Raw genomic sequence first — 14,502 nt, forward strand, 5'->3', positions numbered from 1 at the left:
ACTCTACGGTCGATGGAAAGCGCTTGCACGAAACCGGGCGGCAATCCGTCCGGTCCACTCCCCCCACCTGGAGTCGAAGATGCAGCTCAAGCCTGTTCTCGCATGTGCCGGCCTGCTGGCCGGTTCGCTAGCCGTCCTGGGCACCACCGCACAGGCCGCCCCCGGCCAGGAAAACGCTTCCCTCGCGGCTGCGGCCCTGTACGTGGCACCGGACGGCACCGCCGACGCCGCCGGTACCGAGTCGGACCCCACCACACTCGCCTCGGCGATCAGCCGGGTGAACGCAGGCGGCACGATCTACCTGCGCGGCGGCACCTACCGCTACGGACAGACGGTCACCATCCCGCCGGGCAACGACGGCACATCGGGCGCCCGCACCACCATGGCCGCGTACCCGGGCGAGCAACCGGTGCTGAACTTCTCGGAGATGAGCGAGGACCCCGCCAACCGCGGTCTCGCCGTGAACGGCGACTACTGGCACATCGACGGCCTCACGGTCGAGCACGCCGGGGACAACGGCATCTTCGTCGGCGGCAGCGACAACGTCATCGAGCACGTCGTGACCCGCTTCAACCACGACTCGGGGCTCCAGATCTCCCGGATCTCCTCCGACACCCCCGACGACGAGTGGCCGGCGAACAACCTCGTCCTCAGCTCCGAGTCCCACGACAACGCGGACTCCGACGGCGAGGACGCGGACGGCTTCGCCGCCAAGCTCACCGCGGGTCCGGGCAACGTCTTCCGCTACACCGTCTCGCACAACAACATCGACGACGGCTGGGACCTCTACACCAAGACGGAGACCGGCCCCATCGGCCCGGTGACCATCGAGGACTCCCTCAGCTACGACAACGGCACCCTCTCCGACGGCACCGTGAACGAGGACGGCGACCGCAACGGATTCAAGCTCGGCGGCGACGGGATCAAGGTCAACCACATCGTGCGGCGCAACATCGCCTACAACAACGGCCACCACGGCTTCACGTACAACAGCAACCCCGGCTCGATGACCGTGTCCGACAACGTCGGCATCGACAACGAGGAGCGCAACTTCTCCTTCGACAAGGGCACTTCGGTGTTCCGGGACAACACCTCCTGCCGCAGCGGTGACGGCTCCAACGACAAGACCGTCGGCGACGCGGACGGCTCCAACCAGTTCTGGACCGGCTCGAACGGCTCCCGGTGCTCCGCGTACGACGGGGCCCTGGACTGGTCGTTCGCCTCCGACGGCCGCCTGGTCGTGTCCTTCGGCGGGAGCGTCGTCACTCCGTAGGCGTCCAGCGGTGCCGGGGGTCTCCGGGCCCCCGGCACCGCCGTGTCTCACCCCTCCCGCAGGCTCGTCACCAGGTCGCGCGGCAGCCCGTGGGTGTCGTGGAGGTAGTGCAGGTCCTCCTCCGTCAGCGTCCCCCGGAACCGGGGCCGGGCCAGCACCTGCCGGCCTCGTTCCAGGAGCCGGACGAACCGGCGCTCCTCGTCGGCCAGCACCCGCAGCACCTCGCCGGGGTCGGTGTCCTGCCGGAAGTGGTCCAGGGTGTGCCGGACCAGCTCGGGCGGCAGATCGCCCAGCGTGCGCGAGGGATCGCGCTGCCGCAGCACGGTGAGGGCCCGTCGCAGCAGGCGGCGCAACACGTACCCGCGCCCCGTGGCGGCCGGGCGCACCCCGTCGCCGATGACGACGACGGCGGAGCGCAGGTGGTCGCAGACCAACCGCAGCGAGGGCTCGTCCAGCGGCCAGAGGGCCGGTACGAGCCGGCGCCAGGGATCGAAGACATCGCACTCGAACACCGAGCGTCGGCCCTGGAGCAGTGAGGCCAGCCGTTCCAGTCCGAGCCCGGTGTCGACGTTGCGCTGCGGCAGCGGCACCAGCGATCCGTCGTCGAGCCTGCGGTGGCTCATCGTGACGTGGTTCCACACCTCCACCCAGCGGTCGTCCCCGGTGGGCGTGGAAACGGGCGGCCCCTCGCCGCTCCACAGGAAGATCTCCGAGTCGGGGCCGCGCGGCCCGGTCGGCCCGTTGGACCACCAGTTGTCCTCGACGGTCGGCTCCACGGGCACCCCGAGCTCCTGCCACACCCCCAGCGAGGCGGTGTCGCGCTCGGTGCGCTCGTCCCCTGCGTACACCGTGGCGTGCAGCCGGCCGGGGTCGATGCCCAGGCCCTCGGTGAGCAGCCCGTATCCCCACTCCAGGCTCCGCGGGCCCCCGTAGTCGCCCAGCGACCAGCTGCCGAGCATCTCGAAGACGGTGAGGTGGGTGGCGTCGCCGACCTCGTCCAGGTCGGTCGTACGCAGACAGCGCTGCCGGTTGACCAGCCGGCTGCCCAGCGGATGGGGGCGGCCCTCCAGGTACGGGGTGAGGGGATGCATCCCGGATGTGGTGAAGAGCACGGGGTCGCCGGGCGGCGGCAGCAGCGTCGAGCCGGTGACGCGGCGGTGGCCGCGCTCCTCGAAGTATTCGAGGAAGATCCGGGCGATCTGTTCGGTGTCCATGGGGACGGCTCCTTCGCGGGTGGCGGGGAGGCGCCGGAGAACGGACCGTTCGGTCACCCGGCCGGGGAGAAAATCACCACGGCAGCCTCCGACGGACCGTTTCCGGTCGCCGGGGGAAGGGAAAGTCAGACGGCGGCAACCGGCGAGCTGGTCGCTCGCGCGGTCGCGGTGGTGGTGATGCCGTTGACGTCCATACGCCGAAGGTAACGCGCCCCCGGCCGCCCGCGCACCCGGATTCCGTCGCCGGCGGGCCCATGGAGAACGCGACGGCCCGCTCACGCGTCCTCCATTCCATGGGAAGTCCACGTGCCGGACGGTGCCGCCGTGCGGTCACAGTGCCGGACATCGATAGGCTGGGCGGCGGACCGATGCAAGGAGGATCTAGGACGATGGCAGGCAACACGGAGCCGTTGTCGCCGCGGGCCAAGCTGGCCGTGACGGCGGGCAAGGCCGCTGCGGCGGTGTCGCGGGCGGCCGGGCGGGGCAGCGGATCGGTGATCGGCGGCCGGGTGGCGCTCAAGCTCGACCCCGACCTGCTCGGGCGGCTGGCGCAGCATCTGGACGTGATCCTCGTCTCGGCGACGAATGGCAAGACGACCACCACCCGGCTGATCGCCGAGGCGCTGCGCGCCGCGGGCCCGGTCGTGTCGAACGCCCTCGGCGCCAACATGCCCGCGGGCATCACGTCGGCGCTGGCCGGCGGATCCGACGCGCAGTACGGCGTGATCGAGGTCGATGAGAAGTACCTCGCCGGGGTGGCCCGCGACACGACGCCCAAGGTGATCGCGCTCCTCAACCTCTCGCGCGACCAGCTGGACCGGGCCGCGGAGACCCGGATGCTGGCCGAGAAGTGGCGCGAGGGACTTTCCGGCTCGAAGTCCGTGATCGTCGCCAACGCCGACGACCCGCTGATCGTCTGGGCGGCCTCCTCCTCCCCCAACGTCGTATGGGTCGCGGCCGGCCAGGCGTGGAAGGACGACGCCTGGTCCTGCCCGTCCTGCGGCGGGGTCATGCAGCGCCCCGGCGACGACTGGTTCTGCGGCGAGTGCGGTTTCCGGCGTCCGCCGCCGAGCTGGGTCCTGCACGGCGACTACGTGCTCGACCCGCACGGTTCGGCGTGGCCGATCCACCTCCAGCTCCCCGGCCGCGCCAACAAGGCCAACGCCACGAGCTCGGCGGCCGTCGCCGCCGTCTTCGGGGTGCCGCCGCAGGTGGCCCTGGAGCGCATGTACCAGGTGCAGGCCGTCGCCGGCCGCTACGACGTGGTGAGCTTCCTCGGCCGTGAGCTGCGGCTCCTGCTCGCGAAGAACCCGGCGGGCTGGCTGGAGACGTTCTCGCTGATCGACCCGCCGCCGACCCCGGTCATCCTGTCCGTGAACGCGCGCGGCGCGGACGGCACGGACACCTCGTGGCTGTGGGACGTCGACTACACGCAGCTCGCGGGCCACCCGATCTTCGTGCTCGGCGACCGCAAGCTGGACCTCGCGGTCCGCCTCGAAGTGGCCGGACTCGACTTCCGGGTCTGCGAGAACCTCGACGAGGCCGTGCAGCAGGCTCCGCCCGGACGCATCGAGGTCATCGCCAACTACACCGCCTTCCAGGACCTGCGCCGCCGTGTCGGCAACTGACCCCGGCCCCGGGCCCCTCCGGAGAGGACGAAGCATGAGCAACAACAGCCTGCGGCTGGTGTGGGTGTACCCGGACCTGCTGAGCACCTACGGCGACCAGGGCAACGCCCTGGTGGTGGAGCGCCGGGCCCGCCAGCGCGGCCTGGACGTGGCGCGCGTCGACGTGCGCAGCGACCAGCCAGTGCCCACGTCGGGCGACATCTATCTGATCGGCGGCGGCGAGGACCGGCCGCAGCGGCTCGCGGCGGAGCGGCTGCGCCGCGACGGCGGGCTCGCCCGGGCCGCTTCCAACGGCGCGATCATCTTCTCGGTCTGCGCCGGCTACCAGATCCTCGGCCACGAGTTCATCAACGACCTCGGTGAGCGCGAGCAGGGTCTCGGACTGCTGGACGTGGTGTCGACGCGCGGCGAGGGCGCGCGGTGCGTCGGCGACGTGCTGGCGGACATCGATCCGCAGCTGGGCCTTCCGCCGCTGACCGGGTTCGAGAACCACCAGGGCGTCACGCACCTCGGACCGACGGCGCGGCCGTTCGCCCGGGTGCGGTTCGGGCGGGGCAACGGCACGGGGGACGGCACCGAAGGCGCGTACAACGACACCGTGTTCGGCACGTACATGCACGGTCCGGTGATGGCGCGGAACCCTCTGATCGCGGACCTGCTGCTGAAGCTGGCCCTCGATGTGAACGCGCTCCCGCCGACCGACGACCGGTGGTACGAGGCGCTGCGCGCGGAGCGCATCGCGGCTGCCACACAGCCCGCCTGACCAGGCATTTCACTGGTTGTCCGATGAGTGGCGCAGGGCTCGGATGAGCGGCGTCCAGCAGGCGGACGCCCGGTTCGGTCCCGCCACCCCGCGCCGGTAGGGTGGCGGGGATCCAACCGGACGACGTGGTCCGGTCGTCGGCCCACGTTGCAAAGGTTTCCCGGGCAATGCGAATTGGTGTGCTCACCTCCGGCGGCGACTGCCCCGGCCTCAATGCCGTCATCCGGTCCGTCGTCCACCGCGCTGTGGTCGACCACGGCGACGAGGTCATCGGCTTCCACGACGGGTGGCGGGGCCTCCTGGAGTGCGACTACCGCAAGCTCGACCTGGACGCCGTGGGCGGCATCCTCGCACGTGGCGGCACGATCCTCGGCTCCTCCCGGGTCCAGCCGGCGCATCTGCGCGGGGGCGTCGAGACGGCACGCGGCCATGTGCGGGACCTCGGGCTCGACGCGATCATCCCGATCGGCGGCGAGGGCACCCTCAAGGCGGCGAACCTGCTCTCCGAGGCGGGTCTGCCGATCGTCGGTGTGCCGAAGACCATCGACAACGACATCGCGTCGACCGACGTCACCTTCGGCTTCGACACCGCCGTCGGCGTCGCCACCGAGGCGCTCGACCGGTTGAAGACCACCGCCGAGTCGCACCAGCGCGTGATGATCGTGGAGGTCATGGGCCGCCACACCGGCTGGATCGCCCTGCACTCCGGCATGGCGGCCGGCGCGCACGCCATCGTCGTCCCGGAGCGCCCGTTCGACATCGACGAGCTGACCGAGGTCGTGGGCCGGCGCTTCTCGGCCGGCAAGAAGTTCGCGATAGTCGTCGTCGCGGAGGGCGCGAAGCCGCGCGAGGGCTCCATGGACTTCCAGTCGGGTGCCAAGGACATCTACGGCCACGAGCGCTTCACGGGCGTGGCGACCCAGCTCTCCGTCGAGCTGGAGCAGCGCCTCGGCAAGGAGGCCCGCCCGGTGATCCTGGGCCACGTCCAGCGCGGCGGCACGCCGACCGCGTACGACCGCGTCCTCGCGACCCGCTTCGGCTGGCACGCGGTGGAGGCGGCGCACCGGGGTGACTTCGGCATGATGACGGCGCTCCGCGGCACCGACATCACCCTGGTCCCGCTCGCACACGCGGTGGAGACCCTGAAGACGGTCCCGGCCGCCCGGTACGCCGAGGCGGAGTGCGTTCTCTGAGCGACACCCGGCACGAGACCGCCCCCGGCCGCAAGATCGGCCGGGGGCGGTTCTAGTCTGGTCGGGACAACCAGCACGAAACAGGGACGTCCCGGCGTTCCCGTCGGGAGTGAACAGATGGATCACAGCGGGCACGGCATGAACATGGACCTACCGCCGTTCACGCTGGGACGCGGGCTCCACTTCTCCGCGGACCCGTTCTTCCTGATCGGCTGCGTCCTGGCGGTGCTGCTGTACGGGTACGGGGTGCTGCGGCTGCGGCGGCGCGGGGACGCGTGGCCGGTGGGGCGCACGGTCGTGTTCGTGGCCGGTGTCCTGACGATCGCGCTGGTGATGTGCACCCGGCTCAACGACTACGGCATGGTCATGTTCAGCGTGCACATGGTGCAGCACATGGTGATCAGCATGCTGTCGCCGATCCTGCTGCTGCTGGGTGCTCCCGTGACGCTCGCGCTGCGCGCGCTGCCGGTCGCGCCACGCGGCACGAAGGGGCCGCGCGAGCTGCTGCTGATGCTCCTGCACAGCCGGTACATGAAGATCGTCACGCATCCCGCGTTCACGATCCCGCTGTTCATCGCCAGCCTGTACGGCCTGTACTTCACGCCTCTCTTCGACTATCTGATGGGCTCCACGACGGGGCACCTCGTGATGATGGTGCACTTCCTGGCGGTCGGCCTGTTCTTCTTCTGGCCGATCATGGGCGTCGACCCGGGGCCGCACCGCCCCGGCTATGTGATGCGGATGCTGGAACTGTTCGCCGGGATGCCGTTCCACGCGTTCTTCGGGATCGCCCTCATGATGGCCTCCACCCCCATGGTGGAGGTGTACAAGGACCCGCCGTCCTCGCTCGGCATCGAGGCGCTGTCCGACCAGAGCGCGGCGGGCGGCATCGCGTGGGCGTTCAGCGAGATCCCCTCGGTGGTGGTCCTGGTGGCCCTGGTGTTCCAGTGGTACCGCTCGGAACAGCGCACGGCCAAGCGCTCGGACCGGGCCGCGGACCGCGACGGGGACCAGGAGCTCCAGGCGTACAACGCGTATCTCGCCTCGTTGCAGGCGCGCGGACAGTAGCGGCGGACCCGCCTTTCGGGTGACGATGGCCTTTACGGCCGCGCGGCCGATGAGGAGGGTGCGCGCATGTCCGGATCCACGAAGACGATGGGAATGCTGACCGCCGGGGCCCTGGTGGCGGTGACCGCGTACACGGTGGCCCTGGGGAGCAACGGCTGGCTCTGGTTCGGCTGGGTGATCCTGGGGCTGATCACGATCGGGATGGCGGCTACGCGGGAGACGTGAGGCGGTCCAGCTCCGCGCCGATCGCCTCCCGCAGCACGGCGTGCCGGGCCCCGAGCGCATGGCGCCCGTCGCGCCACCGCTCGGCCGGGTACAGCCACACGGGCCTGCCCACCAGCTCCGGCGGCTCCCAGTCGTACCGGGGCCACACGTGGGCGTGCAGGAACGGATCGCTGTTCCCGAGGATCTCCAGGTTGACCCGCCGGAAGGCGGGGTCCAGCCGTCGGCAGACGCGCTCGACGGCCTCGCCGAGGGCATCCATACCGGCCAGGAACGCCTGCCGCCGGGCGCGGGGGAGCTCCGACAACCGCTGCACGGCGGGATCGTCCACCAGCAGCACCGAGTATCCCGGCAGGAACTGAACGTCCCCGATCACGGCGAACCCCGCCTCCAGCCTCCGGAGCACCGTGGGATTCCCGCCGCGGAGCGCGGAGCCGATCCGGTCCTGCCGCCAGTCGTCCGTCATGGTCGCGGACTGTACCCGCGCCCGGCCCACGGGGGCGACCGGCCCGTGGTCACGGACTGGAGCGCTCCCATGCGCCTGCCCGGACCCGGCGTACGGCGATTGCAGCGGGTTACGCGCAGATGAACCACCGCATACGGTGACCGCTTCCGCCGGGCCGCCGCACCCCATGACGGGCCCGGGCACCCGGCGAACCACAAGCCCCGGCGTGGGGGGCCGCGGCGCCCACCTCACCCCGGGCGACGGCGTTGCGAACGCCGCAAACACAGGTGTGCGGCTGCCGTCGCCGCCGCCTCACCTGTCACTCCCCGTCCGTTTCGCCGCGCGGGCCCCCCGCGCCGTCGGGGCCGGGCACACCGGGTCGGGATGCGCCTCCCGACCGCCGGACACGGCGCTGTTCTGGCGCTTTGCCGTCATCGGATACACCGCGACACCTGTCACCACGACGGCGGCGCACGTCACCGTCGGTTACCGCACCCGCGTCCACCGGGCAGCGATCCCCTGCCGCACGCGGGGCCCTGGCATGCGATTGCGAACGTCTTCGCAGGGGCGGCGACGCGACCCCCCGGGGCGTGGTGACCGGCGGTTACCCGGCTGTCAACTCCCTCGCACCAAGCATCCGTTCGACGTATGGCCGCGTTCACACCGTCGTAAGCCAGTTGCGCTTTAACTCTTGACAGGTGCCTGTCGCCACGCCACCTTGGGAGCGCTCCCACAATCAAGACTTGCACACTCCACCCCCTCCCCTTCTCCCCCAATGCCGTTGAGCCGCAAGGGTGTTACGGGGCGCAGCCGCGCTCCCCGTGACGTTCCGCGCCGCCTGGCAGAGGAAGGCGTTTGTCATGAGCTTGGTGAAGCGCTGTAGGCCCCGCCGACCGGGGCTCCCGGCCCTCGTGGTCGGCGCCCTCGCCCTGGCCACCGGCCTGGCGGGCGGGCCGGCGTCGGCCGCGTCGCAGGACACACTGCACGACCTCGCCGCAGCCCAGGGCAAGTACTTCGGCTCCGCCACCGACAACCCCGAGCTCCCCGACGCGGCCTACGCGGCGAAACTCGGCTCCGAGTTCGGGCAGATCACCCCCGGCAACTCCATGAAGTGGGACACCACCGAGCCCACCCGCGGCCAGTTCAACTTCACCAAGGGCGATGTGATCACCGACTTCGCCCGGGAGCACGGCCAGACCGTGCGCGGGCACACCCTGGTCTGGCACAACCAGCTGCCCGGCTGGGTGGGCTCACTGCCCGCCGCCGAGGTGGAGACGGCCATGACCGACCACATCACCGCGGAGGCCACCCACTACCGCGGCGAGGTGGCCGCCTGGGACGTGGTGAACGAGCCGTTCAACGAGGACGGGACCTTCCGCACAAGCCCGTTCTACAACGCCATGGGCAAGGACTTCATCGCCAAGGCCCTGCGCGCGGCGCACGCCGCCGACCCGGACGCCAAGCTCTACATCAACGACTACAACGTCGAGGGCAAGGGCGCGAAGAGCGACGCGATGTACGACCTGGTGAGCGACCTGCTCGCCGAGGGCGTACCGCTCGACGGGGTCGGAATGCAGGCACACCTGGCGACCCAGTACGGCTTCCCGTACCAGATGCAGGCGAACATGCAGAGGTTCGCCGATCTCGGCCTGGACGTCGCCGTCACCGAGCTTGACGTGCGCATGCAGCTTCCGGCGGACGCCACCAAGCTCGCCACCCAGTCCTCGTACTACGCGCAGGTGGTCGACGCCTGCCTCGCCGTCGAGCGCTGCGTCGGCATCACGGTCTGGGACTACACGGACAAGTACTCCTGGGTGCCGAGCACCTTCCCGGGCGAGGGTGCCGCCAACCTGTACGACGACAACCTGTCCCCCAAGCCCGCCTACGCCGCCGTGCGCACCGCGCTGGGCGACGAGAGCGACGGCGGCGACGGCGGTACGCCCGGCACGCTCAAGGCCCAGTACCGCGCCAACGACACCTCGTCCGGCGACAACCAGATCAAACCCGGTCTCCAACTCGTGAACACCGGCAGCGCCCCGGTCAGCCTTCCCGCGGTCACCGTCCGCTACTGGTTCTCCGGCGACAACGGCGCGTCCACGTACGGTAGTTGGTGCGACTGGTCCCCGATCGGCTGCTCCACGATCACGCACCGGGTGGTGGCGGCGAGCGCACCGAAGGCCGGGGCCGACCACTACCTCGAAGTGGGCTTCGCGAGCGGCACCCTCGCCCCGGGCGCGTCGACCGGCGAGATGCAGTTGCGCCTGAGCAAGACGGACTGGTCGAACTTCGACGAGTCCGACGACTACAGCCACGGCGCCGGCGCCTCGTACGCGGACGCCTCGAAGGTCACCGTCTACGTCGGCGGCGAACTCGTCTGGGGCATCGAGCCCTGATCCCGGGCCGGGGGCCCCGCTCAGGCCCCCGCTCTCCCCGCGCAACCCCCACCTGTACACCCTTCCGCGCATCCGCCGCACCCAGTCCCCACCGCTTCCCCTCCTCCCCTCCCCCTCGACGACACCCGCCACTGGAGGATTTGTGTCGATATCACGTAGAACGTTCAGCAGCGCCCTCGGCGGCAGCGTGCTGGCCATGGGCCTGGCCCAGGGCACCGCGATCGCCGGGCCCGCCTCGGCGCAGGCCGGTACCGGGGCCCGCGCGGCCGCCGCCGGCGACGACCCGTACACGCAGGCGTTCCTCACTCAGTACGGCAAGATCAAGGACGCCGCGAACGGCTACTTCAGCCCCGACGGCCTCCCGTACCACTCGGTCGAGACCCTGATGGTCGAGGCGCCGGACCACGGCCACCAGACGACGTCGGAGGCCGTCAGCTTCTGGATGTGGCTGGAGGCGGCGTACGGCAGGGTGACCGGCGACTGGGCCCCGTTCAACGCGGCCTGGGCGGTCGCGGAGAAGACCATCATCCCGCAACACGCCGACCAGCCCACCAGTGACTCGTACAAGCCGTCGGCACCCGCGACCTTCGCGGCCGAGCACCCGCTGCCGAGCGGCTACCCCTCCGCGATGAACGGCAACGTCCCGGTGGGCAGCGACCCGCTCTCGGCCGAACTCGCCTCGTCCTACGGGACGATGGACATCTACGGCATGCACTGGCTGATGGACCTGGACAACGTCTACGGCTACGGCAACAAGCCGGGCACCGGGAGCGAGTCCGGGCCGGGTGCCGGCGCCTCCTTCATCAACACCTACCAGCGCGGTGCGCAGGAGTCGGTCTGGGAGACCGTGCCCCAGCCGACCACCGACCTCTTCAAGTACGGCGGCCCCAACGGATATCTCGACCTGTTCGTCGGGGACTCCAGCTACGCCAAGCAGTGGAAGTACACCAACGCGCCGGACGCCGACGCCCGCGCGGTGCAGGCGGCCTACTGGGCGTACCGCTGGGCCTCGGAGCAGGGCAAGGAGAGCCAGGTCGCGGCCTCGGTGGCGAAGGCCGCCAAGATGGGCGACTACCTCCGCTACGCCATGTTCGACAAGTACTTCAAGCGCATCGGCGACTGCACCGACCCCAACTCCTGCCCGGCCGCCTCCGGCAGGGACTCCCAGCACTACCTGCTGTCCTGGTACTACGCGTGGGGCGGGTCCGCCGGCACCGGCGGCGGCTGGGCCTGGCGCATCGGTGACAGCGCCTCGCACCAGGGCTACCAGAACCCGCTCGCCGCGTGGGCGCTGTCCAACGTCCCCTCGCTGACCCCGAAGTCGGCGACGGCCAAGTCGGACTGGTCCAAGAGCCTGACCCGGCAGCTGGAGTTCCTGACCTGGCTCCAGTCCAGCGAGGGCGCCCTCGCCGGCGGCTGCACCAACAGCTGGGAGGGCAGCTACAGCGCGCCCCCGGCCGGCACGCCCACCTTCTACGGGATGGCGTACGACTGGCAGCCGGTGTACCACGACCCGGCGAGCAACAACTGGTTCGGCTTCCAGGCGTGGGGCATGGAGCGCGTCGCCGCCTATTACTACGTGACCGGTAACGCGACCGCCGAGGCCGTGCTCTCGAAGTGGGTCGCCTGGGCGTCGAGCGAGACGACCATCGGCGCCGACGGCAGCTTCCGCTTCCCGTCCACCCTGAACTGGACGGGCGAGCCGGACACCTGGAACGCCGCGTCGCCCGGTGACAACGCCGGCCTGCACGTCTCGGTGGTGAACTACGCGAACGACGTCGGCGTGGGCGCCGCGTACGTCAAGACGCTCACCTACTACGCCGCCAAGTCGGGCGACGAGGACGCGGCGGCGCTCGCGAAGGCCCTGCTGGACGCGATGGCGCTGAACACCACGGACAAGGGCATCTCGGTGCCGGAGACCCGGCTGGACTACAACCGGTTCGAGGACGAGGTGTACATCCCGTCCGGCTGGACGGGCACCATGCCCAACGGCGACCCGATCCGGTCCGGTGCGACGTTCATCGGTATCCGCAGCTGGTACAAGGACGACCCGGACTGGCCGAAGGTGCAGGCGTACCTGGACGGCGGGGACGCGCCCGTCTTCACGTACCACCGCTTCTGGGCGCAGGCCGCGCTCGCCCTGGCCTTCGCGATCTACGCGGAGCTGCTGGTGGAGGGCGGCGGTGACCCGGGCGGCGACACCGAGCCGCCGACCGCGCCGGCCGGCCTGACGGTGACCGGTACCACCAAGGACAGCGTCTCGCTCTCCTGGTCCGCGTCCACCGACAACGTCGCGGTGACCGGCTACGACGTGTACCGGAACGGGGTGCTCGCGGGCAACGCGACCGGGCGGACGTTCACCGACTCCGGGCTCGCCGCGAACACCGAGTTCACCTACGCGGTGGCGGCACGGGACGCGGGCGGCAACACCTCGCCGCTGTCGGACGCGGTCCTCGCCAAGACCAAGACCGGCGGTTCGACCGGGACCGGCGCGGTGAAGGTGCAGTACAAGAGCACCGATTCCTCCGCGACGGACAACCAGATCCGGATGGGCCTGCAGGTGGTGAACACCGGCAGCGCGCCCGTCGACCTGTCGACGGTGAAGGTCCGGTACTGGTTCACCGCGGACGGCGGACCGAGCACCTTCGGCACCTACTGCGACTACGCGGCGCTCGGCTCGTCCACCATCACGCACGCGGTGGTCGCCGTCTCCAGCCCGAAGACCGGTGCCGACCGCTATCTGGAGGTCGGGTTCACCGGCGGCGCGGGCACGCTGGCGGCGGGCGCCTCGACCGGTGAGATCCAGCTGCGGCTCAACAAGAGCGACTGGTCGAACTTCAACGAGGCGGACGACTACAGCCGCGCCACCAACACCTCGTACGCGGACTCCACCAAGGTCGGCGCCTACGTGGCCGGCACCCTCGCCTGGGGTGTCGAGCCGTGACAGGCCGCCCGCTGCCGGCGCTGGCCGGGACGGCCGCCGCCCTGGTCCTGGCCGCCGCGTCGATGCTCACCGGCGCGCCCACGGCCTCGGCGTCGCCGGTCACCGACTGCACGCCCTGGGGCACCACCGAACTGCGCGGCGGGGAATACCTCTACCAGCAGAACGAGTGGAACTCGGACAGCGAACAGTGCGTCGGCATCGACCCGGACACCGGTGCCTGGACCGTGACGTCGGCTTCGTTCAACCTGCCGACGAACGGGGCCCCGGCGACGTACCCCTCCAGTTACAAGGGCTGTCACTGGGGGGCGTGCACGTCGGACAGCGGGCTGCCGCTGCGCGTGGACGAGCTGGGCAGCGTACGCACCGACTGGTCGACCACCCAGACCGGCTCCGGCGCGTACAACGTCTCGATGGACGTCTGGTTCAACTCGGCGCCGGTCACCGACGACCAGCCGGACGGCACCGAGCTGATGATCTGGATGAACCACCGGGGCGGAGTCCAGCCCATCGGCTCCCGCACGGCGACGGTCCAGCTCGACGGCCGGACCTGGGACGTGTGGACCGGTCCCGGCGCGTCGGGCTGGAAGGTGATCTCGTACGTCCTCCAGGGCGGCGCGACCGAGCTGACCGGCTTCGACGTGAAGAGCCTGGTGGACGACGGTGTCGGCCGGGGCCAGATCGATCCGGCGCACTACCTGATCGACGCCGAGGCCGGGTTCGAGATCTGGCAGGGCGGTCAGGGGCTCGGCATGAAGGAGTTCTCCTTCGAGGCGAGCGCGGGACCGGACGGCGGCGACGACGGTGGTGACGACGGCGGCGATCCGGGCGGAGGGGGCACGACCGGCGCCCTCAAGGCGCAGTACAAGAACAACGACTCCTCCGCGACCGACAACCAGATCCGGCCCGGTCTCCAGCTGGTCAACACCGGCAGCACGGCGGTGGACCTGTCCACGGTGAAGCTGCGCTACTGGTTCACCCCCGAGTCCGGCTCCTCCGCCTTCGGCACCTCGTGCGACTACGCGGTCGTCGGCTGCGGAAACGTGACGCACACGGTGAAGCAGGCCGGCACCGCCGCGGGTGCGAGCCACTACCTGGAGGTCGGCTTCACCGGGGGCAGCCTCGCCCCCGGGGCCTCCACCGGAGAGATCCAGCTCCGGCTCAACAAGTCCGACTGGTCGCCGTTCAACGAGTCCGACGACTACAGCCGGGCTGCTGACACCGCCTTCACCGACGCCTCGAAGGTCGGGGTGTACGTCAACGGCGCCCTGTCCTCGGGCACCGCCCCCTGACCGGCTGAACCGCCGGTCACCCCACCACTCCCGATGGCGGGTTCTCACACTCACCCCGCTGAACCCGCCA

General features: G+C 70.7%; 11 protein-coding genes. 9 read left to right on the forward strand and 2 right to left on the reverse strand.

Annotated features, from left to right (window positions below; translation table 11 throughout):
• Window positions 1–79 precede the first annotated feature (79 nt).
• Window positions 80–1,273, forward strand: a complete 1,194-nt coding sequence (locus tag ACZ6C6_RS29380; RefSeq protein WP_469207013.1) for a right-handed parallel beta-helix repeat-containing protein — start codon at window positions 80–82, stop codon at window positions 1,271–1,273.
• A gap of 47 nt (window positions 1,274–1,320) precedes the next feature.
• On the opposite strand, the gene ACZ6C6_RS29385 is transcribed toward ACZ6C6_RS29380, so the two are convergent.
• Window positions 1,321–2,487: an alanine--tRNA ligase-related protein gene (locus tag ACZ6C6_RS29385; RefSeq protein WP_469207015.1), complete on the reverse strand. Its 1,167-nt coding sequence runs from the start codon at window positions 2,485–2,487 to the stop codon at window positions 1,321–1,323.
• 389 nt (window positions 2,488–2,876) lie between these two features.
• Between ACZ6C6_RS29385 and ACZ6C6_RS29390 the strand changes: the two genes are divergently transcribed.
• The 5 genes from ACZ6C6_RS29390 (at window position 2,877) to ACZ6C6_RS29410 (ending at window position 7,364) form a co-directional block, all read left to right on the forward strand.
• The gene (locus ACZ6C6_RS29390; protein ID WP_073968916.1) at window positions 2,877–4,115 is read left to right on the forward strand and encodes a Mur ligase family protein; all 1,239 of its coding nucleotides are present in this window, start codon (window positions 2,877–2,879) and stop codon (window positions 4,113–4,115) included.
• A gap of 34 nt (window positions 4,116–4,149) precedes the next feature.
• Window positions 4,150–4,878 (forward strand): type 1 glutamine amidotransferase, encoded by a 729-nt coding sequence (locus ACZ6C6_RS29395; RefSeq protein WP_365686667.1) that lies wholly within the window; start codon window positions 4,150–4,152, stop codon window positions 4,876–4,878.
• 167 nt (window positions 4,879–5,045) lie between these two features.
• A complete protein-coding gene (locus tag ACZ6C6_RS29400) occupies window positions 5,046–6,071 on the forward strand; it encodes a 6-phosphofructokinase (protein ID WP_469207017.1) in 1,026 nt (341 codons plus the stop codon).
• 117 nt (window positions 6,072–6,188) lie between these two features.
• Window positions 6,189–7,139, forward strand: coding sequence for a cytochrome c oxidase assembly protein (locus ACZ6C6_RS29405; protein WP_469207019.1), 951 nt, complete (start codon window positions 6,189–6,191; stop codon window positions 7,137–7,139).
• A gap of 66 nt (window positions 7,140–7,205) precedes the next feature.
• Window positions 7,206–7,364 (forward strand): hypothetical protein, encoded by a 159-nt coding sequence (locus tag ACZ6C6_RS29410; protein ID WP_185992839.1) that lies wholly within the window; start codon window positions 7,206–7,208, stop codon window positions 7,362–7,364.
• Here ACZ6C6_RS29410 and ACZ6C6_RS29415 read toward each other — a convergent pair.
• On the reverse strand, window positions 7,348–7,827 hold the full coding sequence (locus ACZ6C6_RS29415; protein WP_469207021.1) for an HIT family protein: 480 nt from the start codon (window positions 7,825–7,827) through the stop codon (window positions 7,348–7,350). The genes ACZ6C6_RS29410 and ACZ6C6_RS29415 overlap by 17 nt on opposite strands.
• Window positions 7,828–8,666: 839 nt before the next feature.
• Here ACZ6C6_RS29415 and ACZ6C6_RS29420 point away from each other — a divergent pair.
• The 3 genes from ACZ6C6_RS29420 (at window position 8,667) to ACZ6C6_RS29430 (ending at window position 14,432) form a co-directional block, all read left to right on the forward strand.
• Window positions 8,667–10,199 (forward strand): endo-1,4-beta-xylanase, encoded by a 1,533-nt coding sequence (locus ACZ6C6_RS29420; protein ID WP_469207023.1) that lies wholly within the window; start codon window positions 8,667–8,669, stop codon window positions 10,197–10,199.
• A 187-nt stretch (window positions 10,200–10,386) separates the two neighbouring features.
• Entirely contained in the window at window positions 10,387–13,143 is a 2,757-nt protein-coding gene (locus ACZ6C6_RS29425; RefSeq protein WP_469207253.1) for a glycoside hydrolase family 48 protein, read from the forward strand.
• 62 nt (window positions 13,144–13,205) lie between these two features.
• Window positions 13,206–14,432, forward strand: a complete 1,227-nt coding sequence (locus ACZ6C6_RS29430) for a GH12 family glycosyl hydrolase domain-containing protein (protein WP_469207255.1) — start codon at window positions 13,206–13,208, stop codon at window positions 14,430–14,432.
• Window positions 14,433–14,502: the final 70 nt, after the last annotated feature.

Source organism: Streptomyces sp. NPDC041814 (assembly GCF_055590565.1).

Coding starts and splice junctions, on each gene's coding strand:
- ACZ6C6_RS29405 (WP_469207019.1), top strand. CDS start 6,189: ATGGATCACAGCGGGCACGGCATGAACATGGACCTACCGCCGTTCACG.
- ACZ6C6_RS29395 (WP_365686667.1), top strand. CDS start 4,150: ATGAGCAACAACAGCCTGCGGCTGGTGTGGGTGTACCCGGACCTGCTG.
- ACZ6C6_RS29420 (WP_469207023.1), top strand. CDS start 8,667: ATGAGCTTGGTGAAGCGCTGTAGGCCCCGCCGACCGGGGCTCCCGGCC.
- ACZ6C6_RS29410 (WP_185992839.1), top strand. CDS start 7,206: ATGTCCGGATCCACGAAGACGATGGGAATGCTGACCGCCGGGGCCCTG.
- ACZ6C6_RS29400 (WP_469207017.1), top strand. CDS start 5,046: ATGCGAATTGGTGTGCTCACCTCCGGCGGCGACTGCCCCGGCCTCAAT.
- ACZ6C6_RS29380 (WP_469207013.1), top strand. CDS start 80: ATGCAGCTCAAGCCTGTTCTCGCATGTGCCGGCCTGCTGGCCGGTTCG.
- ACZ6C6_RS29415 (WP_469207021.1), bottom strand. CDS start 7,827: ATGACGGACGACTGGCGGCAGGACCGGATCGGCTCCGCGCTCCGCGGC.
- ACZ6C6_RS29390 (WP_073968916.1), top strand. CDS start 2,877: ATGGCAGGCAACACGGAGCCGTTGTCGCCGCGGGCCAAGCTGGCCGTG.
- ACZ6C6_RS29430 (WP_469207255.1), top strand. CDS start 13,206: ATGCTCACCGGCGCGCCCACGGCCTCGGCGTCGCCGGTCACCGACTGC.
- ACZ6C6_RS29385 (WP_469207015.1), bottom strand. CDS start 2,487: ATGGACACCGAACAGATCGCCCGGATCTTCCTCGAATACTTCGAGGAG.